This is a genomic window from Streptomyces flavofungini (assembly GCF_014650815.1).
Taxonomy (GTDB): domain Bacteria; phylum Actinomycetota; class Actinomycetes; order Streptomycetales; family Streptomycetaceae; genus Streptomyces; species Streptomyces flavofungini.
Window position 1 is genome coordinate 577125 of record NZ_BMVR01000003.1, and the last position, 24819, is coordinate 601943.

Sequence of the window (24819 nt, forward strand, 5' to 3'; positions counted from 1 at the left end):
GGGCCGGTGGTCCGCGCTACCAGAACTGGGCGAGCACGCCCTCCTTGAACGGGGCGGGGGAGACGGCCAGGTCCCCCGCGTACGGATAGTCCATGGTCAGGCACAGCAGCAGGCTCACGCCGATCAGACCGGCCACCGAGATGACGAACATGAGCTGGGCGCGCAGGCTCTTGATGCCGTAGAGGAGGGTCAGCGGCAGCATCACGAGCGCACCGCCGTAGATCAGGACGTTGAGGAGCGACGGCAGCGACTGCTGCGCGTCGGCGAGCCGGGTCCGGCGTGCCTGCGCGACCTCACCCAGCGTGGCCACCGACTGCTCGTAATAGGCCTTCTCGGCCTTGGTCCTCGGCTCGTACGCCTGGAACACCTGGTACAGCGCGACCACTTCGTGGTTGGTGAGGCCCGGGTCGGGCCGGCCCTCGCGCATCAGCGGCCACTGCTTCTCCACGATCGCGTGGACGTACTCCCCGACGGCGTAGGCGACCTTGCGCTCCTGCTCCGGCGGGAACGCGGAGGCGTCCCGCAGCACCTCGGCGGTCTGGCTGGCCTCGGCGGCGACGTTCGTCTCCGCGTCGTTGAGCGCCTCCCACTCGGCCACGACGACGAAGGCCAGGATGATGCCGTAGATCGCGGCGTACATGCTGAGCACGACGCCGACCATGTCGTTGTACTTGCCCTCCGTCACCCGGGAGTGCGTGCGCCGCACCAGCAGCGCGCCGAGCACGGCGACGAGTACGGCACCGCCGCCGAGCAGCCCGGCGAGCGTGAGCGTACGGAAGTTGTTCAGCAGCCAGATCCCCACGGTCCCCCAACGCCCGGCGCGCCCGCCGGTTACGCTCCGCGGCGCCCGCCGTCGCACCGCCCTCGCTCACGCACGCGGCGTGCGCCCGGAGCCCGGACACACGAGGACCCGCGGCGCGCCCCCTGTCCGTCGGGGCACCGCGGGTCCTCGTCTCCCCGTCAGCGAGTTCCGACCGCCGCGCGGACGGCCCGGCGGGCCATCTGGCAGTCGTCGTGCAGCCGCCGCAGCAGCAGCCGCTGTTCCTCGCCGGTCGGCGCGGCACCGGGGTGGCCCTGACCCGGTGCCGTCGGGGCCGGCTCGTGCAGCGTGCGCTGCACGGCTGTCTCGCACATCCTGATCTCCCTGGTCAGCACCAGCATCAGGTTGACCAGGAACGCGTCCCGCGCGGCGGGACCCGCCGCCTGGGCGAGCTGGCTGATCTCACGGCGCGCCATGGGCGAGTCGCCGAGCACCGACCACAGCGTCGCCAGGTCATAGCCCGGCAGGTACCAGCCCGCGTGCTCCCAGTCGACCAGGACCGGACCGGCGGGGGAGAGCAGCACGTTCGACAGCAACGCGTCGCCGTGACAGAACTGCCAGGTCAGCTGCGGACCCGACGGGTGGGCGTGGGCTATCCCGTGCAGCAGCTTCTGCAGGTCGCCCATGTCGCGGTCCGTGAGCAGGCCCAGCTCATGGCTGCGGGAGATCCGGCGGCCGTAGTCCAGCGGCCTGCCGAACATCTCCTGCGGCGGCCGCCACTGGTTCAGCCGGCACACCGCCCCCATCGCCGCCCGGACGTCCGCGCGCGGCGGGGGCTCCGTGGGGTGGCGCTGGAGTGCCACCACCCGGCCCGGAACCCGCTCGATCACCAGCGTGCAGTCGTCCGGGTCGGCCGCGATGAGCCGCGGCGCGCGCACGGGTGGACGATGCCTGACGAACGAACGGTAAGCAGCTATTTCGTGCCTGATCCGCTCGGCCCACAGGGGCGAGTGGTCGAGCAGGCATTTGGCGACGACGGTGGCCCGGCCGGCGGTGCCGACCAGGAGCACGGTGCGTCCGCTGCGGCGCAGCACCTGTACGGGCTGGAATTCCGGGCAGATGCGGTGCACCGAGGCGATCGCGGTGCGCAGTTGCGCTCCCTGGGGGCCGGACAGGTCGAGTCTCCCGCTGAGCGGTCCGGCACCGGGCGCCGGAACGCGCCGGGGCCGACCGGTGCCGAGCGGCGCGGCGCCGGTGCGCGCCGGAGCAAGATAAGGGCCGCCGCCGGTCAGCGGGACCTCCGCCGCGCGGGCCGGGCCGCGTGAAGAAGGGTGCGGGCGCAGCGGCCGAGGCGGGGCGGACACGGAGGACGATGCTGCGTACATGGGCGATACAGATCCCTTCGTGTGCCAGCGAGTTGCGGCGCCCTCCCGCCCCGGCCGCTGTGGGTGCACCCTGGGGAATGCCTTGAGGCGGCCGGGTCGGGGTGGCGCATTCCTACCTGACACCCGTGAGCCCGTGGCACACCATGTGGCGCACCCTGGCGAACCCTGGCGAATAGTCGCTCAGCAACTGACAGAGGGTTACTGTCAATTCAGCCGAGAACCTGGGGGCTTGACGTGAACGGACAACCCAACACCCGACTGTCGGATCTCTTCGGCCTGGCGGGCTGGTCCAAGGGCGAACTCGCCAGAATGGTGAATCGGCAGGCGGCCGCGATGGGTCATCCGCAGCTCGCCACCGACACCTCGCGGGTACGACGCTGGATCGACATGGGAGAGATCCCGCGCGATCCGGTGCCCAGGGTCCTGGCTGTGCTGTTCACCGAGCGTCTCGGCCGTGTCGTGACCATCGAGGACCTCGGTCTGGTCCGGCACGGGCGCGTAGGCAAACAGCGCGGCGACGGGGGCGTGGAGCACCCGGACGGCGTGCCGTGGGCGCCCGAGCGAACCGCCGCGGTCCTCACCGAATTCACGGGAATGGACCTCATGCTCAACCGACGCGGCTTGGTGGGCGCGGGTGCCGCGCTCGCCGCCGGCTCCGCACTCAGCAGCGCCATGCACGACTGGCTGCACACCGATCCGACCCTGAAGGCCGACGCCCCCCGCACCGACGATCCCCTGCACGCCGACCCCGCCGGATTCGACCGCTACGAGGCCGCCCCCATCGGGTCCCAGGAGATCGAGGCTCTGGAGCGTTCGGTCGAGGTGTTCCGCGCCTGGGACGCGTCCCGGGGCGGCGGCCTGCAACGTAAGGCCGTGGTGGGGCAGCTCAACGAGGTGGGCGGCATGCTCGCCTACCGCCACCCCGAACACCTCCAGCGGCGCCTGTGGGGCGTCGCCGCCAACCTCGCCGTCCTCGCGGGCTGGATGTCCCACGACGTCGGCCTCGAACCCACCGCCCAGAAGTACTTCGTGATCGCCGCGCACGCGGCCCGCGAGGGCGGCGACCGACCGCGCGCGGGCGAGGCCCTGTCCCGGGCCGCGCGCCAGATGGTGCACCTGGGCAAGCCCGACGAAGCCCTGGACCTGATGAAGCTCGCCAAGTCCGGATCGGGCGAGCAGACCCTGCCGCGCACGCAGGCCATGCTGCACACCATCGAGGCCTGGGCGCAGGCGTCGATGGGCAAGGGCCAGGCGATGCGCCGCACCCTCGGCCGGGCGGAGGACCTGTTCGTCTCCGACAAGGGCGATGTGCCACCGCCCAGTTGGATGCAGATGTTCGACGAGGCGGACCTGCACGGCATGCAGGCCCTGGCGTACCGCACCCTCGCCGAGCACGAACCGGCCGCGGCGCAGCTCGCCCAGCGCCACGCCAAGGAGGCCATCGAGCTGCGCACCAAGGGCCGCGACCGCTCGACGATCTTCGACTACATCTCGCTGGCGTCGGCCTGCTTCATCGCCGACGACCCCGAGCAGGCCGACCGGTACGCGCGCCTGGCGCTGGTGTCGATGGGCGCCAACTCCTCGCACCGCACCTGGGACCGGCTGCGCGAGATGTACCGGCTGACCGGCCAGTACGCGGGCTATCCGAAGATCGAGGACTTGCGTGCGGAGATCAAGCAGGCGCTGCCGAGGCCGGCGGGCCGACCGGGGGGAGGCAAGTGGGTCCAGGCATAGGAAACGGCCGGGCCGGGGTCGGCCGGCGCAGGGGTGACGAAGTCGTGGCTAGGTCTTCGTCTTCGTCCGCGTACGCCGCTCGGGCCTCGACCTCGGCCACCAGCAGGGAGCAGGGCCTAGGCCTCGACCTTGGCCACCAGCAGGCAGGCGTCGTCCTCGCGCGGGGCCACGCCGAACTCCTCGACAGCGATGCGCACACAGTCCTGCGCCGCCCTCGCCTCGGCGAAACGCGGTGCCAGGGTGAGCAGCCGCTGGGTCGCGGCCTCTCGGGAACGCCGCGGCACCAGGCCGTCCGTGTGCAGCAACAGCAGGTCGCCGGGGCGCAGCCGTTCCTCGGCCTGTTCGTAGGCGGCGCCGGACGTCGCACCGAGGAGCACGCCGTCCGGTGGCGTGAGCGCGCGCCCCGTCCCGTCGCGGAACAGCAGCGGGGCGGGGTGTCCGGCCTGCGCCCAGGTGAGGGTGTGCTCCTTGGCGTCGTACAGACAGCAGACGGCGCTGCCGAGCGCGGGCTGCATGGACGCGTCCAGTAACTGGTTCAGCCAGCCCATGAGGCGGCCCGGGCCGGTTCCGGCGACGGCCATGCCGCGCAGCGCGCCGAGGAGCATCGCCATGCCCGAGGTGACGGTGACGCCGTGGCCGGTGAGGTCGCCGACGCTCAGCAGCGTGCGGCCCTCGGCCAGTTCCAGCGCGTCGTACCAGTCGCCGCCGATGAGGGCGGTCGACGACGAGGGGAGGTAGTGGGCGGCCAGGTCCAGGTTCGCGGAGCCGCCGTGCGGGAAGCGCAGGGAGCCGCGCCAGGGCGGCAGAACCGCCTCCTGGAGTTCGACCGCGAGGCGGTGCTCGGTCTGCGCGATGTGCCGCTGGCGCTGCAGCGAGTCGCGGGTCTCGCGGACCACGCACTGGCTGCGGCGCAGCTCGCTGACGTCCCGCAGGACCGCCCACATGGAGGCGGTGGAGCCGTCGGGGGCGAGCACGGGCTCGCCCATCATGTGCACCTGCCGGACGCCACCGTCGGGGCGGACGACGCGGAACTCGCCGTCGATCGGCTTGCCGTCGATCAGGCAGTCCGTGACCATCACCGTCAGCATCGGCTGGTCGTCCGGGTGGACCAGGGAGGGCAGCTCGTCGAGGGAGAGGGGCGGCGCGGCCGGGTCGCGGCCGAGGATCTGGAACAGCTCGCCGGACCAGGTGGCCTCGTCGGTGAGGAGGTTCCACTCCGCGCTGCCGACCCGGCTGAGCAGGGAGCCGTGCTGCGGCTCCGGCCGCGCGGGCCCGGTGTCCGGGGCGTGGGTGCGCGGCGGGCCGTCCCGCAGCTGGGCCAAGTGGCCGTGCAGGTCGTTGAGTTGATGGACCGCCAGTTCGCACAGGGCGCGCTGCCAGCGGCCTGCGGGGTCGCTGTGGTCGGCCCCGGCCTCGCGGCGCACGGCGTCGACCTCGCCCCGCAGTCGGCGCGTCTGCGAGATCAGCGCGTCGACCGCGCCGTGCTCCTGCGGCCGGTCGGGGCGGTCCGCGAACACATGGGACGGCATGGGGTGCTCCGTTGATGATGCGGTGCGACCGGGGTTGCTGTGGGGATCGCCGGTCATGGCTCCTCGACCGGTAGCGGTGTGGCGTTCGTACTGGCCTTCGTGCGTCGGGTACGTGACTTACGCGCGTGACGTGTGTGACGTGCGTGGCGGCTTCCGTACTGACTTCAGTGACAACTCTTCGACCGGTAACGACTCTGGCACAGCGGACTCACGCTCGTAAGGGATTTGGCAACACCCGATGCGGTGGTGCTTCTGGCATATGTCGCTGTCCTTGCGGTGGCGACACCTGTCATGACTGGTCAGCGGGCCCTTGCCGGAGGGGAAATCGGGCCGGGTTGACCTCAAGTCCGCTTGAGGTTGTTGAGTTGCTGATGGCGGCGAACACGTCGCCCCGGAGGGGATCCGGAGACGAGCATCCGGTCGGCCTGACCGGGTGGAGAAAGGGCGCGGTCATGACGAACGAGATCCTGGTGGTGGGGGCCGTTCCGGCGCAGGTCCAGGCGGCGGTGACGGCGGTCGTGAAGGATCTGGAGAAGGCCTTCAACGCCCATGACCCCGTCGCCCTGAGCGAGCAGTTCACCCAGGAGGCGTCGTGGACCAACGCCGTGGGCACGCGCCTCGACGGCCGCGTGGCGATCGCCGAGTTCAGCGGGCCCGCGATGAAGGGCTTCCTGCGCGACTCCTACGCCCGCTACGACGTCGTCAAGCTCCTCCGGATCGCCCCCGAGGTGATCGGGGTGAACGTGCGGCAGACCCCCACGGACAGCTCCGGGAACCCGGTCGCGGGCCCGCACGGCGCGACGACCTACGTGATCGCGCGGCAGCGGGACGGCTGGAAGATCGTGGTCGGCCAGAACGCCGCCGTCGACGCCCCGGCCGTCGGCTGAGCACGTCCGCCCGCGGGCCGAGACACACGGGGGTGGTGTCGGCCCGCGGGCGGGTCGGGGCGCCCGGCCGAGGCGTGGCGGCCCGCCGCGCGCCGTGCCGCGTCAGCTCCGCAGATAGCGCAGCACCGCGAGCACCCGCCGGTTGGCGTCGTGCGACGCGGGCAGCCCCAACTTGTCGAAGACCGCGGCCACATGCTTCTCGACCGTGCCCGCGGAGACCACGAGGGCCTGTGCGATCGCGGCGTTCGAGCGGCCCTCCGCCATCAGCGAGAGGACCTGCCGCTCCCGCGCGGTGAGCGGCGCGAGCTCGGCCGCGCGGCTGCTCGCGCCCGCGAGCTGGGTGACGACCTCCGGGTCGAGCGCGGTGCCGCCGCCGGCGACCCGGGCCAGCGCGTCCGTGAACTCGGCGATGTTGGCGACCCGGTCCTTGAGCAGATAGCCGACGCCCGCCGACCCGGCCGCCAGCAGCCGCGTGGCGTACTTCGTCTCGACGTACTGGGAGAACAGGAGCACGCCCGTGCCCGGGTGGTCGCGCCGGATGTCGATGGCGGCGCGCAGGCCCTCGTCGGTGTGCGACGGCGGCATCCGGATGTCGACGACCGTGACGTCCGGGCGGTGCTCGGCGACGGCGGCACGCAGCGCGTCCGCGTCGCCGACGGCCGCGCACACCTCATGGCCGCGCTCGACCAGCATCTGGGCCAGCAATTCCCGCAGTACGGCGGCATCCTCAGCGATCACGACACGCATGTCGGCATGCTCTCACGCGTGCAGCGGCAGCTCGACGACGACCGCCGTCGGCCCGCCCTCGGGACTGTGGACCCGCAGACTCCCGTCGACCGTACGCACCCGCTGCGTCAACCCGATCAGGCCGCTGCCCGTGCCGACGGCGGCGCCCCCGCGCCCGTCGTCGGCGACGCGCAGCCGCAGCACGCCGCCGGTGCTCCCGCCGCTGTCGGCCACGCCCTCGGTCACCGTGATCACGACCTGGGAGGCGCCGCTGTGCTTGATGACGTTCGTGAGGAGTTCGGCGGCGCAGAAGTACGCGATGGTCTCGATGGCGGGGGTCGGGCGGTGCGGGACGTCCGCGGTCAGCTCGACGGGCACGGTGCTGCGGGCGGCGAGCGTGGCGAGGGCGTCGGGCAGGCCGTCGTCGAGGACCGGCGGGTGGATGCCCCGGGCCAGGTCGCGCAGTTCGGTGAGGGCTTCCGTGGCGTTGCGGTGCGCGCCGTCGACGAGTTGGCGTACGCGGTCGAGGTCGATGGGCGGGTGCGGACCTGCGCTGCCCGGGCCCGTGGCTCCCTCGCCGCCGTCGCTCCCGCCGACCGGCGCGCCGAGGCGTTCCTTGATCATGTCGAGGCTCATCGCCACCGCCACGAGCCGCACCTGCGCGCCGTCGTGCAGATCGCGCTCGACCCGGCGGAGCAGCGCCACCGAGTCGTCGACCGCAAGGGCCCGGGTCTCCTCCAAGTCCCGTACGCGCGCTGCCAGGAGGTTCGGCCCGAGCAGGGCGCGCAGCAGCCGCCGGTCGGCCTCCACGGCGAGGCGCGTCGCCCAGGGCGCGAGCAGCAGCAGCGCGAGGCCGAGCGGGAGCGCCACGAACGTACCGGCGAAGGTGTGCACCTCGAAGCCGCCGACGGGGACGGGCGTCACCACAGGCATGCCCTCCCCGTCCCCGGGTGCGGCGTTCTGCCCGAACACGCCCCACCGCAGCGGCGCCGTGACGTTGATCAGGCCGGTGACCCAGAACAGCACCGCGTACCAGCCGAGCGCGCCCACCGGCAGCTTCACCAGCGCGTACCAGACCGCCCGCCAGCCCGCCGCGTCCCGCAGCCGCGCGTCGAGGCGGCCGAACACCCCGGAGCCGGGCCCCGGCGCCCCCGCCCCCGGCACCCGCTCCCCGAGCAGCCCCGACGCGAGGCCCCGGTGCAGCGCCCCGAGCCGCCGCGCGAACCACAGACACCCCACCAGCACCAGTGCGCCGATCACGGCGCCCAGCAGCGACACCGTCAGACCCGCGCCCAGGGCGAGGAACACGAGCAGGACGACACCGCCCGCCAGGGCGGGCGGGAACGCGATCAGGCAGTACGCCGCCTCGGTCCAGGCGCGGCGGGTGAACGGGGCGCGCAGGACCGTGGCGACGAGCGCCGGAGGTGCGTCGGGTGTGGGGTGCGGGGTGGCCCGGGGGGAGTCGTGCATGGTGATCAGTTTCCCTGTCAGGCGTCGCGGTGGGCCGGCAGCCGGGCGCCCGCGCCGAGGGTGGCGGCCACGTACAGACAGAGCACGGCGAAGCCGGTCCAGGGCGCGAGCATGTCGGCGACGGGCTTGGCGACGGCCAGCGAGTTCCCGGCGATCATGGTCGGGAAGAACTTCGCGACGGTCGGGCCCGAGAGGCCGCCGATGACGGCGGGCAGCACGAAGGTGACGCCGACGAGCACGGCGATGGCGCTCGCCGTGTGCCGGAGCAGGGCGCCGATCCCGATGCCGAGCAGCCCGACGAGGCTCAGATAGGCGCCTGCCAGGAGCACCGCCCGCAGCACGCCCGGGTCGCCGATGCCGGGACGCGGCACGCCCTCGGCGAGCGCCGCGCGGCCCGCGAAGAACGTCACGAGGGCGACCGCCTCACCCACGACCAGCGTGACGGTGCCGTACACGGCCGCCTTGGCCGCGAGCAGGGTGCGCCGGTCGGGGATCGCGGCGAGCGTGGAGCGGATGGAGCCGCAGGAGTACTCCCCGGTGACGACGAGGACGCCGAGCACACCGACGACCAACTGGCCGAGTGCGACGCCCGCGAGCACGTTGTTCGTCGGGTCGAACTGGGCGGCCCTGTCGGCCGACGGCGCCTTGGTGTTGGCCATCGTGACGACACCGACGGCGATCATGCCCGCGACGGTGAGCAGCAGCGCCCACGCCGTGGAGCGCAGGCTGCGCAGCTTGATCCACTCCATGCGGGCGGCGCGCGCGAAGGGGGCGGAGCGCCGGGTTGGCGCGGGGACGGTGAGCGTGGTCATCGGGCGTTCCTTTCCGGGGCGGCATCGTGGCCCGCGTGGTGAGCGGTGCCCCGGTGGACGGACGCGCCCTCCGTGAGCGTGAAGAACGCCTCCTCCAGGGACCGCCCCCGCGCGGTCAGCTCCCGCACGGACGTGTCCGCGAGCAGCCGCCCCTGGCCGATCACCACCAGGTGGTCCGCGGTGAGCGCCATCTCGCTGATGAGGTGGCTGGACAGCAGCACCGTGCGGCCCTCCGCGGCCAGCGACCGCATCAGGTCCCGGATCCAGCGCACGCCTTCGGGGTCGAGCCCGTTCACCGGCTCGTCGAAGAGGAGCACCCCGGGGTCGCCGAGCAGCGCGGCGGCGATGCCGAGGCGCTGCGCCATGCCGAGGGAGTACGTTCCGGCGCGGCGCCCGGCGACGTCGCTCAGGCCGACGGTGGCGAGGACCTCGGCGACGCGCGCGGGGTGGATGTCGCCCGCCGCGGCCAGGGCGGACAGGTGCGCCCGCGCGCTGCGTCCGGGGTGGAAGGTGCGTGCTTCGAGGAGCGCGCCCACCTCGCGCAGCGGCTGCCGCAGTTCGCCGTACGGGCGTCCCCCGATCAGCGCCTGTCCGGCGTCGGGCCGGTCGAGGCCCATGATCATGCGCATGGTGGTCGACTTGCCCGAGCCGTTCGGGCCGAGGAAGCCCGTCACGGCTCCGGGTGTCACGTCGAAACTCAGCGCGTCGACGGCGGTGTTCGGCCCGTACCGCTTGGTCAGGCCCTGGACCTGGATCATCACCACTCCTGCCGCGAACCTGGCGTTGTCATGCAGCTCACGCTAGGTCTGGGGCAGGTGCCGCCGTAACGCGGCTTTCCTCCGACTGAGCTGGGGGTTTTCCCCCAGGCGTTTCGGTCGGGACCGCCGTCGGCCGTCCCGACCGACGCCGTCAGTGGGCGATCGAGTCGATCAGCTCGCGCGCACCCTGGCGCAGCAGCGTGACCGCCACCGACGTGCCGAGGGTCGCCGGGTCGAGCGGTCCGGCCCACTCGTGGGCGTTCAGGACCGTCTTGCCGTCGGGCGTGAACACCCGGGCGCGCAGGGACAGGTCGCCGCTCGGCTCGCTGCGGGCGTACCCGGCGATCGGCGAGTTGCAGTGCCCCTGGAGCACGTGCAGGAACATCCGCTCGGCGGTGGCCTCCCGCCAGGCGTCCCGGTCGCCGAGGCCGCTCACCGCGTCGATCGTCACCGCGTCGTCCTCGCGGCACTGCAGGGCGAGGATCCCGGCGCCGATGGGCGGGCACATCGTCTCGACGGAGAGCACCTCGGAGACGTGCTCCATCGCCCCGATCCGCTCCAGGCCGGACACCGCGAGGAGCAGCGCGTCGCATTCCCCGCCCGCCAGCTTCGCCAGCCGGCGGCCCGCGTTGCCGCGCATCGGTACGCAGTTCAGGTGCGGGTGGGACGCGGAGAGCTGCGCGATGCGGCGCACCGACGAGGTGCCGATGCGGGTGCCCGGGGGCAGCTCGTCGAGGGTCAGGCCCTGGGGGTGGATGAGCGCGTCCCGGATGTCGTCGCGCCGCAGGAACGCCGCGAACGTCGTGCCCGCGGGCAGCGGCCGGTCCGCCGGTACGTCCTTGACGCAGTGCACCGCGAGGTCGGCCTCCCCGGCGAGCAGCGCCGCGTCGACCTCCTTGGTGAACGCGCCCTTCCCGCCGAGCTTGGCCAGGTCGCCCATCCACCGGTCGCCGGAGGTGGTCACGGGCAGGACCTCGGTGCGGATGCCCGGGTGGCGGGCGGCGAGTTCGGCGCGCACGCGCTCGACCTGGGCGAGGGCCATGGGGGAGGAGCGGGAGACGATGCGGATCAGCTCGGGAGCGGACATGGCGTACACCTTAGGCCCTGAGCGGCGGCGGTCCGGCACCCGAGACTGCGCCAACTGGGTTATCGCGCTGAGCGGTTGATGGGCCGGGTGGGTGGCTGGGATACTGCGGACCGGCGTGCGCACGGGGCGTGTTCGGGCTCGCGGATGGTCCTGCCGCAGGCAGTCCTACCTCTCGGTACCGGGTCAGTCCCGGCCGCACTCCCCTGGCTCCAGCGGTGGCGACGTCACGGACATGTTGGCCGTGCAGTGCGGGGTGTTGCCCTCTTCCTCGTGCCAGTCCGCGGGGCGCGGGCGGATGAACGCGAAGGCCGCGGCGGCCGCCAGGACGAACAGCCCCGCGCAGCCCCAGGATGCCTTGCCGAAGGCCGAGTCGAGGGCGTCCGGGTCGGTGTAGGCCGTGCCGGTGAGGCCCACCGCGAGCGGCAGCGCGGCGACGACCAGGAGCTGGGCGATGCGGGCCGCCGTGTTGTTGACCCCGCTGGCAAGCCCGGCGCGGCCCGCGTCCACCGAGGCGAGCACCGTCGCCGTGAGCGGGGCGACGAACACACTCATGCCGAGGCCGAGCACGACGACGGCGGGCAGCACGTCGGCGGCGTAGGACGCTCCGGGGCCGATCCGCTGCATCAGCAGGACGCCCGCGGCGGCGATCAGCGGGCCTGCGCACAGCGGCAGGCGCGGGCCGATCCGCCGCGCCAGGTCGCCCGCGGGGGCCGACAGGAGCAGCATCAGGACGGTGATGGGGAGCGTCGCCGTACCGGCCTGGAGGGCGTCGTAGCCGAGCGTCGTCTGCAACTGCACGGGCAGCATGAACAGGATGCCGCCGATGGCCGCGTACAGGCACAGCGTCATGACGTTGGCCGCGGAGAACAGGCCGGAACGGAAGAGCTCCAAGGGCAGCATCGGGTCCTGCCGCCGGTGCTCGACCAGCAGGAACGCCGCGCCCGCCGCCAGGCCCACGAGTCCCGGCAGCACCCCTGCCACGAACGAGGAGTCGCCGGACGCCCCGATCAGCGCGAAGCTCACGCCCGCCAGGAACAGCGCCGCGAGCACCGCGCCCGGGACGTCGAAGCGCTGCCCCGCGGCGTGCTCGTCGCGGCTCTCCGGCACGTGCCGCACCGCGAACAGCACCAGCGCGGCCAGCGGCAGGTTGATGAGGAAGATCCAGCGCCAGCCGGGACCGTCGATCAGCCAGCCGCCGAGGAACGGACCGACCGCCCCCGCGACCCCGCCGAGCCCGGACCACGCGCCCACCGCCCTGGCCTGGTCCCGCGGCCGGAACGACGAGCGCACCAGCGCGAGGGAGCCGGGCGTGAGCAGCGCACCGCCCACGCCCTGCAGGGCGCGCGCCGCGATGAGGGTGCCCGCGTCCTGCGCGAGGCCGCACAGCGCGGACGCCAGCGCGAACCACACCACGCCGATGACGAGTGTGCGCCGCCGCCCGATCCGGTCGCCTAGTGCCCCGCCGAGCAGGAGCAGCGCGGACAGCGTGAGCATGTAGGCGTTGACGACCCACTGGAGCGAGGAGATCGACGCGTCGAGGTCGCGGCCGAGGGTGGGCAGGGCCACGTTCACGACGGTGCCGTCGAGCATGGCCATGCCGGAGGCGAGGACCGCGCTGGTCAGCACCCAGCGGCCGCGCGTCGACGCGAGGGCGACCCCGCCGTCACCGCTGGGAGCGTGTTCGCCGCCGGGGGACGCCGTCATGGACCCACCGCCCTCCTGGCCGTTGTACGCGGGATCCGTGCCGGGACGCGCGGCCTACATGTGCACGGCGCCCTCGCCGAGGTGACTGTCGGCGGGCCGCCCCTTGCGGTACAGCACGAACGTAACGAGGAAGCCGACGGCGAAGAAGAGGGCCGACCACCAGTACGCCGTCTCGTAGCTCTGCACCTGGGCCTGGGCCTGCACCTCGGGCGTCGGGCGCTTGCCGACGAGGTAGTGGGTGGCGGCGCTGGTGGCGAGGGTGTTCAGGAGCGCCGTACCGATGGAACCGCCCACCTGCTGGGTGGTGTTGACCATCGCGGACGCCACACCCGCGTCGTGCGCGGCGACGCCCGAGGTGGCCATGCTCATCGCCGGGGCGAAGATGAGGCCGAGCCCGAGCCCGAAGACGAGCAGCGGCGGCAGCACGTGCAGGGCGTAGCCGCTGGTGGTGTCGAGCGCCGTCAGCCACACCATGCCGCCCGCGGAGAGCGCCATGCCGAGCGGCACGACCGGTTTCGCGCCGAAGCGCGGCACGAGCACGTTGGTGGTCAGGACGGAGATCACGACCATCACCACGACCATCGGGATGAAGGCGAGCCCCGTCTTGATGGGCGTGTAGTCGAGGATCTGCTGCATGTAGTACGTCAGGAACAGGAACACGCCGAACATGCCCGCTCCGGAGATGAACATCGCGAGGAACGAAGCGCCCCGGTCCCGGTCGAGCAGCACCCTGAGGGGGAGCAGTGGATGTGCGGCCCGTGTCTGCCACCAGGCGAAGGCCGTCACGAGTACGACGCCGATGACGAGGAACCCCCACGTCAGCGGGTCGCCCCAGGCATGCGTCTCGGCGTTGGAGAAGCCGTAGACGATGCAGAACAGACCGGCCGACACCAACACCGTGCCCGGCACGTCGAGTTTGGGCCGGTCGTCCGGCGCCCCCGGGTGCAGCAGGCGCCAGCCGCCGATCATCGCGGCCGCGGCGAAGGCGAGGTTCACGTACAGGCACCAGCGCCAGTCCAGATACTCCGTGAGCACGCCGCCGAGCAGCAGCCCGACCGCGGCGCCCGAGCCCGCCACGGCGCCGTAGATGCCGAACGCCTTCGCGCGCTCGCGCGGGTCCGTGAACGTGGTGCTGAGCAGGGAGAGCGCGGCGGGCGCGAGGAGCGCGCCGAACAGGCCCTGCAGCGCGCGGGCGATCACCAGCATCCCGAAGCTGGTGGCGGCGCCGCCGAGCGCGGAGGCCAGCGCGAACCCGGCGAGGCCCGCGAGGAAGACCGCCTTGCGGCCCACCAGGTCCGCGATGCGCCCGCCGAGCAGCAGCAGGCTGCCGAACGCGAGCGCGTACGCGGTGACGACCCACTGCCGGTTGCCGTCGGTGAAGCCCAGGTCCTGCTGCGCGGACGGCAGCGCGATGTTCACGATCGTCGCGTCCAGGACCACCATGAGCTGCGCGGTGGCGATGACCGCGAGGATCAGCCAGCGGTGCTCGTGCTTGCCGCCGGTGTGGGCGGCGGCGGAGGCCGGGGGCGGCGCGGCGGCGTCGGCTGTCACCGGCTGTGAGACCGGCTGCGGAATGCCTTCCGGTATGCCCTCGGGGCCGGAGCCGGGCGAGCGGTCCATCGTGACCTCCAGACCCCCCGAGCCGAGAGACACCCCCGTCACACGCTAAGCGCCCCGCCCAGGCCCCGCGACCTGGGTGATCACGGCCCCCGCGCGCGGGGGCCGTGATCGACGGTCAGCGCTGGCGCGCCCCACTGCCACCGGGCTCGTCCACGGGCACGGACGGCACGGCTTCGGGGGCCGACGCCGCGTCCGCGGGGTCCGCCTGGGTCGCGGGCACGGTCTCCAGGGGCGCCGGTACGTCGGACCCGCCGGTATCCTGGCGACGGGACAACCGGCCGGCCAGCGCCGCGACCGGCTCCGCATAGCGGGCGGTGAGCGGTCCCACCACGACCAGGATCAGGACGTACGCCGTGGCCAGCGGGCCGAGGCGGGGCTCGATGCCCGCCGTCACCGCGAGCCCCGCGATGACGATGGAGAACTCGCCGCGCGCGACCAGCGCGCCGCCCGCCCGCCAGCGGCCCTTGACCGAGATGCCCGCGCGCCGCGCCGCCCAGTAGCCGGTGGCGACCTTCGTGCACGCGGTGACCGCGGCCAGCGCCAGCGCGGGCAGCAGGACCGGGGGGATGCTCGCCGGATCGGTGTGCAGCCCGAAGAAGACGAAGAACATGGCGGCGAACAGGTCCCGCAGCGGCGCAAGCAGGCTGTGCGCGCCCTCCGCCGCCTCACCCGACAGCGCGATGCCGACGAGGAACGCCCCGACGGCGGCCGACACTTGGAGCTGCTGGGCGATGCCCGCGACCAGGATCGTCAGGCCCAGGACCACGAGCAGCAGCTTCTCCGGGTCGTCGCTCGACACGAACCGCGAGATGATCCGCCCGTAGCGCACCGCCACGAACAGCACGGCGCCCGCCGCGCCGAGCGCGATCGCCAGCGTGAGGCTGCCCGCGGCCCAGCCGACGCCCGCGAGCAGCGCGGTGATGATGGGCAGGTAGACGGCCATCGCGAGGTCCTCCAGGACGAGGATGCTCAGGATGACGGGGGTCTCGCGGTTGCCGAGCCGCCCCAGGTCGCCGAGGACCTTCGCGATGACGCCGGACGACGAGATCCAGGTGACCCCGGCGAGGACGACGGCGGCCACCGGGCCCCAGCCCATCAGGAGCGCGGCGGCCGCGCCCGGCAGCGCGTTGAGGGCGCAGTCCACGATCCCGGCCGGGTACTGGGTCTTGAGGTTGCTGACGAGATCGCTGGCCGTGTACTCCAGGCCGAGCATCAGGAGCAGCAGGATGACGCCGATCTCCGCGCCGATGGCGACGAACTCCTCGCTGGTGCCGAGCGGCAGCAGCCCGCCCGTCCCGAACGCGAGCCCGGCGAGCAGATACAGCGGGATGGGGGAGAACTGGAAGCGCCCGGCGAAGCGGCCGAGCAGCCCGAGCGCGAGAATGATCGCGCCGAACTCTATGAGCAGGACGGCAGAGTGCACGCGATCACTCCCGGCCGAGAATCGCCGCGGCGCTCTCGACGCCTTCCCGGGTACCGATCACGATGAGGGTGTCGCCGCCCGCGAGCCGGAAGTCCGGCGTGGGCGAGGGGATGGCGTCGGCCCGCCGCAGCACCGCCACCACGGAGGTGCCGGTCTCGGTGCGCAGCCGGGTGTCGCCGAGCACGCGCCCGTTCCAGTGCGAGGTCGCCGCGATCTCGATGCGCTCGGCGAGGAGGCCCAGGTCGGTGGTGTGCAGCAGATTGGGGCTCTGGTGCGTCGGCAGGAGCGCGTCCACGAGCGCCGCCGCCTCGCCCGAGCTCAGCCGCAGCGAGAGCGCGCACGCGTCCGGGTCGTCGGAGCGGTAGGCGCTGAGCGTCCGGCCCCCGTCCCGGTGCGCCACGACGGACAATCGCCGCTGTTCGCGGGTGGTGAGGTCGTAGCGCGTACCGATGCCTGGCAGTGGCGTTCGGCTCATACGTGGAGCGGACACAGCTCTCCCCTGATGCTCATGGGTTACTTCGTGCTCATGCCACCCTATCGGTCCAAATTTTACTGATACTTGGTGGTGCGCTGGTGGGGGGTAGCGCTAGGTGGTCGTGCCGTCGACGTTGTAGAAGGGTGCGGGCGGCCCGGACGTCCTCGTCGGCTACTCCGTCATGCTCGAAATGTGAGACCTGGAGAACGAACTGGCGGAGGACGAACCGGACGAGTTCGACCTCGCCCACGCGACGGCGGTGCTGCGGATACTACGCACCGGTGCTGCACGGCTGACGCCCGTGGTGACCAGGTGTCACCGATGCCGGTGACAAGGGAGCTTGGCGCCGCCCGTCGGACCCCTGGCGGAATCGGACTGTGCGCGACACCACAGCGCTACCCGGCGCCCTGACCGGTCACAATGCGCCCATGAATCTCCCTACACAGCTCTCTCCCGTTCCCGGCGCGGACGGCCTCTACCTCTGGGCTCCCGAGGGCACGGGCCTCTGGGGGTACGCGAACTGCCTGTGGATCATTTCGGGTGCCGACGCGGCGGTGATCGACACTCCTTACGACGGGCCGATGACCGAGGCGATGATCACTGCCGCTCGGCCCCGGCTCGGCGGACGCACGGTACGGACCGTGATCAACACTCATGCGAACGGCGACCACAGCTTCGGGAACCACCTGTTCCCCGAGGCGGAGATCATCGCCACCGGCGCGGACCACCACGATCACCACGAGCCGACTCCGCAGGAAATGCACGCCCTCGTGCACGACTCGCCGCCGGACCTGCCGCTGGGTCGCTACCTGCGCGACCACTTCAGCGTCTTCGACTTCACCTCGGCTCAAGTCACCGTGCCCACCCTGACCTTCTCCGGACGGCACACCGTCGTCGTGGGCGACAAGGAGGTGGAACTGTACGAGGTGGGGCCCGCGCATCACGTGAGCGATCTGGTGGCCCGCATCGGGGACGTGGTCTGCACCGGCGACGTCTTCTTCCACGGCGACCACCCGCCGCACTGGGCGGGGCCGCTGCAGAACATCATCAACGCGTGCGAGCTCGTCCTCAGCTTCAACCCGCGGGTCGTCATCCCCGGACACGGGCGGCCGACGGATCAAGCCGGGCTGGAGGAGCACCTGGTGTACCTCCGCACGGTGCAGCGTGAGGTGCGCCGCTGCTACGAGGCCGACCGTACCGTGGAGGAAACCATGGACGAGCTGTTCCAGCGGGACTTCTATCCGCAACTGGGCCTGCCGGAACGGCTGATGATAGTGATCGCGGTGGAGTACAGCCATCTGCGGGGCGGCTCCCCGGCGCCGAGCATCCTTGAGCTCTCCAGCAAGGCGGCGGCCTGGTCGTACCGCTAGTGATCGGGTGCCGCCCGCCGCGATGGGGTCGGGTACGGGCGGCACCAGGCCGAACATGAGATGGCCGGGGAACGGCCGTTTCGGCGCCTGATCGCACACGCCCGGTGCAGGGCTCGGCGCGCAGGTGTGTGAATCAAAGAGCAGCGGCTCCTGGCGACGCAACGCAGCGGAGCACGGCACTCGTTCAGATTTCATTGACCGGAATAGCGACTGTGTCAGTTCGGCTCAGTGAAACCCGGCGGCCCGGGTTTGAAGACCAGGAAGAAGAACCGGGCGCCGGGCGAGCCCATGGGCATGGCCGCGCACATGGTGACGTCACCCTCCTGGGAGGGAGCGTGCCGGTCACAGCACCGGTCCGGTTCGTCCCGCGCGCCCAGCGGCCCGTACCAGGGGTAGCGCATGCGGCGCGTGTCGCCGTTCGGATGGACGTAGGCCACATGGTTCGCCCGGTAGATGGGGCCGGACACCGGATCGGCGTCGACCTCCTGGTCGAGTCGTTGCAGGTCCGCGTTCTCCGGGTGCTGGGCGACGGCGTTGCGCAACTGGGCGGTCAGGGGCACGGCCCACTCCGACTCCCAGTTCACCAGGTGGTGTTCGCGGGCCACTTCGTTGAGCAGCATGTAGCGCATGAGATTGCGCTCCGGGACGGCCGGTTCCGCGTCCGGGGCACGGGGGAACATGCGGACGAAGTCGTCGTTGTAGGCGACGGCGTTCCAGGCGACGTCATTGATGTAGCTCGGCTGGCCGGTGACCCGGCGGATGGCCTCGTGCCAGGCGGGGTGCACGGTCCGGCCGGCCAACGGGTCCTGCGGGTGGGGTGCTTCATGGCCGAGGGAGTAGACGTACAGAGCGGTGCGTTCCTGCTCGAGCAGGTGCAGTACGCGGGAGACATTGTCGAGGAACTCGGCCGTGGGGGCCGCCATTTCGCCGCGCTCGAATTGCGCGTAGGTGCGCTCCGACACGTGCAGGAGCTGGGCGACCTGTGCCTGTGACAGGCCCGCCGCGCGGCGGCCGCGACCGCTGCGGGGACGCCAGTTCAGGAGCCCGGGCTGGCTCGCGGGGTCAAGCTGCTGCCGCTTCCATCGCAACAGCTGGCGCAAGGCTGCCTTATTGTCCACCTTCCACCCTTTCGCCGATGGCTCTCCGCACCGTGAACCCATTTACCGGAAAGGGAATTTCCTGAAATTCGGGTACCGGAAGAAATCGTTCCTGGTGGCGGGGGCGGCGGGGCGGCAACAATGGCTGCCCGGAGCTGATCGCGTTGCGGGAGACGCGCAGGTCCTCAACTGCGAGGGGGAGTTCGCGATGTCGCAACATGCTGCCGTCATGACGCCTGACCAGGCGGGCAGCGCCGTGGGCCGGACGCTCGCCGTGCTGCGCGCGCTGCGCCGGCTCGGGCCGGGGACGCACCCGCTGGCAGCCATCGCGGCCCAAGCGGCGTTGCCCTCCCCGACGGCCCATCGCTACGTTCAAGCGCTGGTCGGCGAGGGTGCGGTGGAGCGGCAAGGTCCACGCGGCCACTACGCCTTTGTAGAAACACCGCATCTCTTCTCTGACTTCCCCTTAGGTAGGTCCGGTCCGCCAACTGGTCTGGGTTCAGCTACTGTTCGCACTGAACTGATCACCTTACAGTCACGGACCGGTCAAATTGCGCTGGCATACGCGGCACTCCTGATCGGCAGGCCGATGCGGGTGCACGCGGAGACGGCGCTCGGGGCGCACGCGCAGCAGTTGTACGCCGCTCCGCAAGCATCCCTTCAGGCCCTGTGGCGCGCTCCGTTGGAGGCCGACGCGTCCGGCTGGGTCATCCTGGCCTGCCTGGGTGACACCGGCGCCGCGCGGCCGCCGTTCCACCGCATTCGCGAGGACGGCTATGCCGTCGGTCCCTCCCCGCTGCTGGACAGGGACATCATCGCGGCGCCGGTCTGGCGGGGATCGACCGTGGCGGGGGCGGTCAGCCTGCTGGCCTCGCACCGGCAGCTGCGCGGCACCGCGGTCCGGAACCGGTTCGTGGCCGCCGTGATGGACACGGCCGGTGCCATCAGCCGACAGCTCACCCGCACCGGCATGCAGGCGCTGGCCGACTGATCGCCCCCTGGGTCCGAGCCGGGCGACTCCACTGTGCTAAGCCAGGAACGTTCACTGTCTTGAGAAGGGTCTCCTCGTGTCTCGTTCCGTTCTGATAACCGGCGGCAGCCGGGGCATCGGCCTCGCCACCGCGCGGGCCCTGCAAGCGTTAGGTGACCGCGTGGCCGTGACCTACCGCACTGCCGAGCCGCCCGCGGACGTTCTCGCGATCCGGTGCGATGTCACCGATGCCGCTCAGGTGGATGCCGCCTTCAAGGAGGCAGAGGACGCACACGGGCCTGTCGGCGTCCTGGTGTGCTGTGCGGGCATCGCGAAGGACCAGCTGCTCATGCGCATGAGCGAGGACGAGTTCACCTCCGTGCTCGACACCAACCTCACCGGGACGTTCCGTGCGGTCAAGCGCGCCAGCAAGGGCATGCTCCGCGCCAGGACCGGCCGAGTGGTGCTGGTTTCCTCGGCGGTCGGCCTGCGCGGCGAGGCGGGCCAGTCCAACTACGCGGCGTCCAAGGCCGCGCTCGTCGGGTTCTCCCGGTCCATGGCCCGCGAACTCGGCTCCCGCAACATCACCTTCAACGTGGTCGCTCCCGGTCTGACCGACACCCAGATGGCCGACAAGCTCACCGAGGCGCAGCGGGAGCGTCTCGTCGACCAGATCCCCCTGCGCCGCCTGGGCAGGCCCGAGGAGATAGCGGCCACGATCGCCTTCCTCGCGTCGCCGCAGGCCGCCTACATCACCGGCGCGGTGATCCCCGTCGACGGGGGCGCCGGCATGGGGCACTAGCGCGGACGAGGCCGCCGGAGGGTCCGGTCCGAACCTCTTGCCGTGTCCCCTCCCCGAGTCCCGCCGTCCCCCGGTCGCAAAGACTGGCTAAGTTTGCCTCACGCACAGGTGTCACCTTCGTGCCTGCTCCCCCCCTGCGGGGGGCGGTATGACGTGAATGCATGTGTATGGGGATGCTTGTCGGTGGGGCTCGGAGGGGTGGATGGCGATGCAGACGGTGTGGCGGACGGTTGTCGAGGGGATTTCCGGCTCGATGGCCTACATCGCCGACGGGCGCTGGAACCTCATGGTGTGCAACGCCGAGTTCGAGGCGCTCTTCCCGCGGGGACAGGCGCCGTCCAACATCATGCGGTGGATGCTGCTGGACGACGAGGCCCGTGGGTTCACGCTGACGAACTGGGCCGAGGACTGGGCGCCCGCGGCCTGCCCGGCGCTGGGGCGGGCTGTCGCGGACCGTCCGGACGACGCCGAACTGATCAAGATGGCTGCCGAGGTGCGGGGTGATTCCGTCGTCGGGCCCCTTTACGAAGCGACGGCGGAATCGCGGGTCCTGCCTCTCGACGGCGTCGTACGCCCGATCCGGCACGCGGTGGCGGGGCCGGGCTGGGTGACGCTCTCCGCCGCCAGCCCGCTCACCGAGTTCGACGCCCGACTCGTCATGCTGCGGTTCCACGCGGGATCGCAGCGACCTGGACTGCCACTGCCCCTGAGCACGCGGGCCCCGCTGCCGTAGATTGGGCTCGCCGACCCGCAGGCCGAAGGAGTCCCTGGCCCATGTCCACCGCATTGATCTCCAGACCGCACATCGAACTCGCCGAGCATGCCGTCTCGATGGACGATCTCACCGCGGACATGGCCCGGCAGCACGCCGACCTGCCGCGGCTCAGCGCGTATCTGCGGACCGCGCGGTCCACCGGTGTGCGGACGCGGTACTTCAGCAGGCCCCTGCGGTCGGCGACGGTCTCGGGTGACGCGACCTTCGAGGAGCGGAATCGGGCCGCCTACGCCGACTCGCTCGACCTGGCGCTGCTCGCCGTGCCGCGGGCGCTGGAGAACGCCGGGCTGGAGCTGGCGGACATCGACTGCGTCATCACCAGTCACACCACCTCCTGGACCGCGCCGAGCCTCGACACGGACCTCGTCCAGCTGCTGGGGTCGCAGGGGCTGCGGTCGGACGTAGCGCGCATACCTCTCGGTTCGTACGGCTGCGCGGGGGGAGCGCAGGCGCTGGCCCTGGCGCACGATCACCTCGCCGCCCACCCGGGAGCGCACGTCCTGGTCGTGGTCGCGGAGTGCCTGAGTGCCGCGACGTACAACCCCGTCGACACCAGCCGCGAGAGCATGATCTACAAGGTGCTGTTCGGCGACAGCGCCGCGGCCTGTGTGGTCTCCGGCCGGGACGGGGGCGGGGACGGGCCGCGGTTCCGTATCGAGGACACCTGGCAGTACGCCCTGCCCAGGAGCCAGAACTTCTACGAAGGACGGCTCGACTCCTACGGGCTGCACTTCGACTCCACGCGGGAGGCCACCCGCGCCATCGGCTTCGTCGCACCGGCCCTCCACCAGTGGCTGGACGGCGACGGGGACACCGCGTTCGTCCCCGACTTCTGCGTGGTGCACGCCGGGGGCCCGGCCATCCTGAGGAGCGCCGAGTCCGTGCTTCGCGTCGACACCGGACCCGAGGACGACGCCCGCAAGGGCCCGCTGCGCCACTCCTGGGACAGCCTGGAGCTGTACGGAAACCTCGGCGGCGCGTCCGTCCTCGACGTGCTGCGCCGCACGTTCGACGAGCCCGCCCCGGCGGACAAGGGGCTGCTCCTCGGGTTCGGCCCCGGCTTCATCGCCGCCGCTTGCAGGCTGACCCGCGCCTGAGGCCCGGCCTCGACCGCGCTCGACGCCGAGCCCCGGCCGCACCCGGACCCCGGACCCCGGCCGCACCTGGACCCCGGACCCCGGCCGTGCCGACTGTGGCACATCCCGGACACGGACGTCACCCCACCGCCACGGCGGCCGGTCACGCTGGGCGCATGACCCACCCGACCACGCAGAACCCGGGCCCGGTGGTGAGCCGGGGCGTCAAGCTGTTCTGGCTCGCGGCGCTGCTGTTCGTCGGCGGTTCCATCGTCGTCACGCTGTTCGGGTACAGCGGGCACACGCGGGTGACCAGGCTGTACCAGAACGGGGTGACCGTCGAGGGCAAGGCCGTCGACGTCAGGACCGACGGAGACGGCCGGACCAGCGGCATCACCGTCCGCTTCCGGCCGAGGGACAAGGCCCCCGTCACCGTGGACCTGCCCACCACGCCGCCCCTCCCGCGGACGAAGGAGGGGAGCCCCATCGAAGTGATCTACCACGCGGACGACCCGTCCGACGTCCCGAGCACCCCGCAGATGCGCGCCCTGGAGCCCGACTGGAACCCCCTGGCGGTCGCGGGCTTCGCCCTCATGGCTGCCGGGGTGGTCGTCCTGTTCCCCGCCGGACGCAAACCCAGGACCCGCGCCACGGCGTTCCCGGAACCGGCCGACGGCACCCCCTCCACCCAACCCGCGCCCTAGCCCTCGACCCGGTCCTCGCCCGAGCCCTCGCCCTGGCCCTCGTGCCGCCCCAGCACCGTCTCCACCGTGTCCGCCTCCGCCGCCGTCTTGTCCTCCCGGTACCGCACCACCCGCGCGAACCGCAGCGTCACCCCCGCCGGATAGCGCGTGGAGCGCTGCAGGCCGTCGTAGGCGATCTCCACGACCAGCTCGGGGCGGACCCGTACCGTGAACCCGTCGTCCTCGACGGCGAGTTCGCGCAGGCGGTCGGTCTGCCAGGCCAGCATCACATCGGTCATGCCCTTGAAGGTCTTGCCGAGCATGGCGTACGTGCCGTCGTCGCGGCGGGCTCCCAGGTGGAGGTTGGACAACTTGCCGGTGCGTCGGCCGTGTCCCCACTCGGCGGCGAGGACGACGAGGTCCAGGGTGTGGACGGGCTTCACCTTGAGCCAGGCGGCGCCTCGGCGGCCCGCGCTGTAAGGGGTGTCGAGGGCCTTGAGGACGACGCCCTCGTGGCCGCGCGCCAGCGTCTCGGCGAAGAACGCGTCGGCGGCCCGGCGCGCCTCCTCGTCGGCGGGATCCGCCACGAGCGCGCGACGCACCCGCATCGGCTCCGGGACGAGGCGGGCGAGCCGTGCGTGCCGTTCGCTCAGGGGGAGGTCGAGGAGGTCCTCGCCGTCGGCGTACAGGATGTCGAAGAAGACGGCGGACAGGGGGAGGTGGGCGGCCGCCCCGGCCACGTCGAGGCGTGCCCCCACCCGGCCCGCGATGTCCTGGAAGGAGCGCGGTCGGCCGTCGGTACCGAGCGCGATCATCTCGCCGTCCAGGATGACGCGATCCCCGCTCAACTCGCCGACTGCGGCGGTCAGTTCGGGCAGACGGTCGGTGATGTCGTCGAGTGTGCGGGTGTACGCGCGGACGCGGTCGCCGTCGCGGTGCACCTGGACGCGGATGCCGTCCAGTTTCTCCTCGACCGCGCACGGGCCGAGCTTGTCGACGCCCTCGCCCACGGACCCGGCGCTGTGCGCGAGCATCGGCTGCACCGGCCGCCCCACGGTCAGCCGGAACTCCGCCAGCGCGTCCGGCCCGCGCGCCAGCAGCTCGCGCGCCACCGGGGCCGTCGCCCCGGCCAGCATCACCGCGCGCCGCACCCGCGCGGCAGGCGTTCCCGTCGCCCGGGCCAGCCCCTCCACGGCCAGGGCGTCCAGGGCCCCCTGCCGCACCTCCCCGGTCAGCAGGCCGAAGAGGAAACGCTGCTCGTCCGCCGTGGCCGCCCCCATCAACTCCTGTACGAGCCGCCGCCGTTCACCCTGCGCGCCCGCGCCCGACACCCCGGCGACGGCGGTGAGGGCGGCGTCCACGTCCCGGACCGCGAGCGTCGGCCCGGCCGCCGGGGCGACGGGCTCCTTGAGCGCGTTCCAGCCCACGCCGATGCGCCCCTGCGGCAGCCGCCCCGCGAGATACGGGATGACGAGCGGCACGTCGTCGGGCTCCGCCGCGGCGAACAGCTCGGCCAGCAGCTCGATCTTCCGCGACCGCGCCGACGTCGCGGCCACCCCCTTGGACACCTCCGCGACCCGGGCGAACAACATGCCGCCATCCTGCAACGCGACACCCGATCCCGCACGGCACGGGACGCGGACCGTGTGACACCCGCCCCGCCCGCACCCCGTCCG

The 24819-nt window shown here is 72.3% G+C and carries 22 protein-coding genes; 8 read left to right on the forward strand and 14 right to left on the reverse strand.

Annotated elements, in window-relative coordinates; translation table 11 throughout:
• Positions 1–16: 16 nt before the first annotated feature.
• Together IE274_RS09595 and IE274_RS09600 are read right to left on the reverse strand one after the other, a co-directional pair.
• Positions 17–802 (reverse strand): bestrophin-like domain, encoded by a 786-nt coding sequence (locus IE274_RS09595; protein WP_190115184.1) that lies wholly within the window; start codon positions 800–802, stop codon positions 17–19.
• Positions 803–960: 158 nt separating this feature from the next.
• Positions 961–2145, reverse strand: coding sequence for an aminoglycoside phosphotransferase family protein (locus IE274_RS09600; protein WP_190115185.1), 1185 nt, complete (start codon positions 2143–2145; stop codon positions 961–963).
• Between the two features lie 234 nt (positions 2146–2379).
• Here IE274_RS09600 and IE274_RS09605 point away from each other — a divergent pair, with 234 nt between their 5' ends.
• Positions 2380–3879: a DNA-binding protein NsdB gene (locus IE274_RS09605; RefSeq protein ID WP_190115186.1), complete on the forward strand. Its 1500-nt coding sequence runs from the start codon at positions 2380–2382 to the stop codon at positions 3877–3879.
• 116 nt (positions 3880–3995) lie between these two features.
• Here IE274_RS09605 and IE274_RS09610 read toward each other — a convergent pair whose 3' ends face one another.
• Positions 3996–5408, reverse strand: a complete 1413-nt coding sequence (locus IE274_RS09610) for a PP2C family protein-serine/threonine phosphatase (protein ID WP_190115187.1) — start codon at positions 5406–5408, stop codon at positions 3996–3998.
• Between the two features lie 452 nt (positions 5409–5860).
• Between IE274_RS09610 and IE274_RS09615 the strand changes: the two genes are divergently transcribed.
• Positions 5861–6295, forward strand: coding sequence for an SgcJ/EcaC family oxidoreductase (locus IE274_RS09615; RefSeq protein ID WP_190115188.1), 435 nt, complete (start codon positions 5861–5863; stop codon positions 6293–6295).
• Between the two features lie 102 nt (positions 6296–6397).
• Here the strand turns inward: IE274_RS09615 and IE274_RS09620 are convergent, their stop codons facing one another.
• From IE274_RS09620 to IE274_RS09660, 9 genes are all read right to left on the reverse strand, one after another.
• Entirely contained in the window at positions 6398–7042 is a 645-nt protein-coding gene (locus IE274_RS09620) for a response regulator transcription factor (RefSeq protein ID WP_190115189.1), read from the reverse strand.
• 12 nt (positions 7043–7054) lie between these two features.
• A complete protein-coding gene (locus IE274_RS09625; protein WP_190115190.1) occupies positions 7055–8491 on the reverse strand; it encodes a sensor histidine kinase in 1437 nt (478 codons plus the stop codon).
• Positions 8492–8508: 17 nt separating this feature from the next.
• The gene (locus IE274_RS09630) at positions 8509–9303 is read right to left on the reverse strand and encodes an ABC transporter permease (protein WP_190115191.1); all 795 of its coding nucleotides are present in this window, start codon (positions 9301–9303) and stop codon (positions 8509–8511) included.
• The gene (locus tag IE274_RS09635; RefSeq protein WP_190115192.1) at positions 9300–10061 is read right to left on the reverse strand and encodes an ABC transporter ATP-binding protein; all 762 of its coding nucleotides are present in this window, start codon (positions 10059–10061) and stop codon (positions 9300–9302) included. Before IE274_RS09635 ends, IE274_RS09630 begins: the two co-directional genes overlap by 4 nt.
• Before the next feature lie 151 nt (positions 10062–10212).
• On the reverse strand, positions 10213–11148 hold the full coding sequence (hemC, locus tag IE274_RS09640) for a hydroxymethylbilane synthase (RefSeq protein ID WP_190115193.1): 936 nt from the start codon (positions 11146–11148) through the stop codon (positions 10213–10215).
• A gap of 183 nt (positions 11149–11331) precedes the next feature.
• On the reverse strand, positions 11332–12852 hold the full coding sequence (locus tag IE274_RS09645; RefSeq protein WP_190115194.1) for an MFS transporter: 1521 nt from the start codon (positions 12850–12852) through the stop codon (positions 11332–11334).
• A gap of 54 nt (positions 12853–12906) precedes the next feature.
• Positions 12907–14472: an MFS transporter gene (locus IE274_RS09650; RefSeq protein WP_229909402.1), complete on the reverse strand. Its 1566-nt coding sequence runs from the start codon at positions 14470–14472 to the stop codon at positions 12907–12909.
• Between the two features lie 115 nt (positions 14473–14587).
• Complete coding sequence (locus tag IE274_RS09655) at positions 14588–15895, reverse strand: cation:proton antiporter (RefSeq protein ID WP_190115195.1); 1308 nt, start codon at positions 15893–15895, stop codon at positions 14588–14590.
• Between the two features lie 4 nt (positions 15896–15899).
• Positions 15900–16370 (reverse strand): cation:proton antiporter regulatory subunit, encoded by a 471-nt coding sequence (locus IE274_RS09660; RefSeq protein ID WP_190115196.1) that lies wholly within the window; start codon positions 16368–16370, stop codon positions 15900–15902.
• 428 nt (positions 16371–16798) lie between these two features.
• On the opposite strand from IE274_RS09660, the gene IE274_RS09665 reads away from it, so the two are divergent.
• Positions 16799–17740, forward strand: a complete 942-nt coding sequence (locus tag IE274_RS09665; protein ID WP_190115197.1) for an MBL fold metallo-hydrolase — start codon at positions 16799–16801, stop codon at positions 17738–17740.
• 215 nt (positions 17741–17955) lie between these two features.
• On the opposite strand, the gene IE274_RS09670 is transcribed toward IE274_RS09665, so the two are convergent.
• On the reverse strand, positions 17956–18858 hold the full coding sequence (locus IE274_RS09670) for a helix-turn-helix domain-containing protein (protein WP_190115198.1): 903 nt from the start codon (positions 18856–18858) through the stop codon (positions 17956–17958).
• On the opposite strand from IE274_RS09670, the gene IE274_RS09675 reads away from it, so the two are divergent.
• The 5 genes from IE274_RS09675 (at position 18851) to IE274_RS09695 (ending at position 23164) form a co-directional block, all read left to right on the forward strand.
• Positions 18851–19828, forward strand: a complete 978-nt coding sequence (locus tag IE274_RS09675) for a helix-turn-helix domain-containing protein (protein WP_229909403.1) — start codon at positions 18851–18853, stop codon at positions 19826–19828. The two genes, IE274_RS09670 and IE274_RS09675, sit on opposite strands and share 8 nt — an antisense overlap.
• Positions 19829–19904: 76 nt before the next feature.
• Positions 19905–20609, forward strand: a complete 705-nt coding sequence (gene fabG, locus IE274_RS09680) for a 3-oxoacyl-ACP reductase FabG (RefSeq protein WP_190115199.1) — start codon at positions 19905–19907, stop codon at positions 20607–20609.
• A gap of 202 nt (positions 20610–20811) precedes the next feature.
• Positions 20812–21342 carry an MmyB family transcriptional regulator gene (locus tag IE274_RS09685; protein WP_190115200.1) on the forward strand — a complete coding sequence of 177 codons (531 nt, stop codon included), beginning with the start codon at positions 20812–20814 and terminating at the stop codon, positions 21340–21342.
• 41 nt (positions 21343–21383) lie between these two features.
• The gene (locus tag IE274_RS09690) at positions 21384–22481 is read left to right on the forward strand and encodes a beta-ketoacyl-[acyl-carrier-protein] synthase family protein (RefSeq protein ID WP_190115201.1); all 1098 of its coding nucleotides are present in this window, start codon (positions 21384–21386) and stop codon (positions 22479–22481) included.
• 155 nt (positions 22482–22636) lie between these two features.
• Complete coding sequence (locus tag IE274_RS09695; protein ID WP_190115202.1) at positions 22637–23164, forward strand: DUF3592 domain-containing protein; 528 nt, start codon at positions 22637–22639, stop codon at positions 23162–23164.
• On the opposite strand, the gene IE274_RS09700 is transcribed toward IE274_RS09695, so the two are convergent.
• A complete protein-coding gene (locus IE274_RS09700) occupies positions 23161–24735 on the reverse strand; it encodes an ATP-dependent DNA ligase (RefSeq protein WP_190115203.1) in 1575 nt (524 codons plus the stop codon). The two genes, IE274_RS09695 and IE274_RS09700, sit on opposite strands and share 4 nt — an antisense overlap.
• Positions 24736–24819 lie beyond the last annotated feature (84 nt).

Excerpts from the sequence above, each read along its gene's own strand:
- IE274_RS09665 (WP_190115197.1), top strand. The coding sequence starts at position 16,799 with ATGAATCTCCCTACACAGCTCTCTCCCGTTCCCGGCGCGGACGGCCTC.
- IE274_RS09615 (WP_190115188.1), top strand. The coding sequence starts at position 5,861 with ATGACGAACGAGATCCTGGTGGTGGGGGCCGTTCCGGCGCAGGTCCAG.
- IE274_RS09690 (WP_190115201.1), top strand. The coding sequence starts at position 21,384 with ATGTCCACCGCATTGATCTCCAGACCGCACATCGAACTCGCCGAGCAT.
- IE274_RS09660 (WP_190115196.1), bottom strand. The coding sequence starts at position 16,370 with ATGAGCCGAACGCCACTGCCAGGCATCGGTACGCGCTACGACCTCACC.
- IE274_RS09630 (WP_190115191.1), bottom strand. The coding sequence starts at position 9,303 with ATGACCACGCTCACCGTCCCCGCGCCAACCCGGCGCTCCGCCCCCTTC.
- IE274_RS09700 (WP_190115203.1), bottom strand. The coding sequence starts at position 24,735 with ATGTTGTTCGCCCGGGTCGCGGAGGTGTCCAAGGGGGTGGCCGCGACG.
- IE274_RS09620 (WP_190115189.1), bottom strand. The coding sequence starts at position 7,042 with ATGCGTGTCGTGATCGCTGAGGATGCCGCCGTACTGCGGGAATTGCTG.
- IE274_RS09645 (WP_190115194.1), bottom strand. The coding sequence starts at position 12,852 with ATGACGGCGTCCCCCGGCGGCGAACACGCTCCCAGCGGTGACGGCGGG.
- IE274_RS09695 (WP_190115202.1), top strand. The coding sequence starts at position 22,637 with ATGACCCACCCGACCACGCAGAACCCGGGCCCGGTGGTGAGCCGGGGC.
- IE274_RS09635 (WP_190115192.1), bottom strand. The coding sequence starts at position 10,061 with ATGATCCAGGTCCAGGGCCTGACCAAGCGGTACGGGCCGAACACCGCC.
- IE274_RS09625 (WP_190115190.1), bottom strand. The coding sequence starts at position 8,491 with ATGCACGACTCCCCCCGGGCCACCCCGCACCCCACACCCGACGCACCT.
- IE274_RS09650 (WP_229909402.1), bottom strand. The coding sequence starts at position 14,472 with ATGGACCGCTCGCCCGGCTCCGGCCCCGAGGGCATACCGGAAGGCATT.
- IE274_RS09610 (WP_190115187.1), bottom strand. The coding sequence starts at position 5,408 with ATGCCGTCCCATGTGTTCGCGGACCGCCCCGACCGGCCGCAGGAGCAC.
- IE274_RS09685 (WP_190115200.1), top strand. The coding sequence starts at position 20,812 with ATGGCGATGCAGACGGTGTGGCGGACGGTTGTCGAGGGGATTTCCGGC.
- IE274_RS09600 (WP_190115185.1), bottom strand. The coding sequence starts at position 2,145 with ATGTACGCAGCATCGTCCTCCGTGTCCGCCCCGCCTCGGCCGCTGCGC.
- hemC (WP_190115193.1), bottom strand. The coding sequence starts at position 11,148 with ATGTCCGCTCCCGAGCTGATCCGCATCGTCTCCCGCTCCTCCCCCATG.